The following is a 1643-nucleotide window of genomic DNA, read 5'->3' as shown; positions in this document are numbered from 1 at the left end:
AATTACATTAGTAGTTTTGAAGTCAGTATTCATTGAGCCGACAAAATCTTAAATTGAAGAGTTTGATCATGGCTCAGATTGAACGCTGGCGGCAGGCCTAACACATGCAAGTCGAGCGGAAACGACTTATCTGAACCTTCGGGGAACGATAAGGGCGTCGAGCGGCGGACGGGTGAGTAATGCCTAGGAAGTTGCCCGGTAGAGGGGGATAACCATTGGAAACGATGGCTAATACCGCATAATCTCTACGGAGCAAAGCAGGGGACCTTCGGGCCTTGTGCTACCGGATACGCCTAGGTGGGATTAGCTAGTTGGTGAGGTAAAGGCTCACCAAGGCGACGATCCCTAGCTGGTCTGAGAGGATGATCAGCCACACTGGAACTGAGACACGGTCCAGACTCCTACGGGAGGCAGCAGTGGGGAATATTGCACAATGGGCGAAAGCCTGATGCAGCCATGCCGCGTGTATGAAGAAGGCCTTCGGGTTGTAAAGTACTTTCAGCAGTGAGGAAGGGTGTGTACTTAATACGTGCATATCTTGACGTTAGCTGCAGAAGAAGCACCGGCTAACTCCGTGCCAGCAGCCGCGGTAATACGGAGGGTGCGAGCGTTAATCGGAATTACTGGGCGTAAAGCGCATGCAGGTGGTTCATCAAGTCAGATGTGAAAGCCCGGGGCTCAACCTCGGAACTGCATTTGAAACTGTTGGACTAGAGTACTGTAGAGGGGGGTAGAATTTCAGGTGTAGCGGTGAAATGCGTAGAGATCTGAAGGAATACCAGTGGCGAAGGCGGCCCCCTGGACAGATACTGACACTCAGATGCGAAAGCGTGGGGAGCAAACAGGATTAGATACCCTGGTAGTCCACGCCGTAAACGATGTCTACTTGGAGGTTGTGGCCTTGAGCCGTGGCTTTCGGAGCTAACGCGTTAAGTAGACCGCCTGGGGAGTACGGTCGCAAGATTAAAACTCAAATGAATTGACGGGGGCCCGCACAAGCGGTGGAGCATGTGGTTTAATTCGATGCAACGCGAAGAACCTTACCTACTCTTGACATCCAGAGAAGCCAGCGGAGACGCAGGTGTGCCTTCGGGAACTCTGAGACAGGTGCTGCATGGCTGTCGTCAGCTCGTGTTGTGAAATGTTGGGTTAAGTCCCGCAACGAGCGCAACCCTTATCCTTGTTTGCCAGCGAGTAATGTCGGGAACTCCAGGGAGACTGCCGGTGATAAACCGGAGGAAGGTGGGGACGACGTCAAGTCATCATGGCCCTTACGAGTAGGGCTACACACGTGCTACAATGGCGCATACAGAGGGCTGCCAACTCGCGAGAGTGAGCGAATCCCAAAAAGTGCGTCGTAGTCCGGATTGGAGTCTGCAACTCGACTCCATGAAGTCGGAATCGCTAGTAATCGTAGATCAGAATGCTACGGTGAATACGTTCCCGGGCCTTGTACACACCGCCCGTCACACCATGGGAGTGGGCTGCAAAAGAAGTGGGTAGTTTAACCTTTCGGGGAGGACGCTCACCACTTTGTGGTTCATGACTGGGGTGAAGTCGTAACAAGGTAGCCCTAGGGGAACCTGGGGCTGGATCACCTCCTTATACGAAGATACTCACGATAAGTGTCCACACAGATTGAT

General features: G+C 52.8%; 1 rRNA gene. It reads left to right on the top strand.

Going from position 1 to position 1643, the window contains the following annotated elements:
* Window positions 1-50 precede the first annotated feature (50 nt).
* Window positions 51-1605, top strand: a 16S ribosomal RNA gene (locus tag ELZ11_RS23655).
* Window positions 1606-1643 lie beyond the last annotated feature (38 nt).

The sequence above is a fragment of the Vibrio profundi genome, from assembly GCF_005281835.1.
Taxonomy (GTDB): domain Bacteria; phylum Pseudomonadota; class Gammaproteobacteria; order Enterobacterales; family Vibrionaceae; genus Vibrio; species Vibrio profundi.
This window is presented reverse-complemented; position numbering and strand designations above follow the sequence as displayed.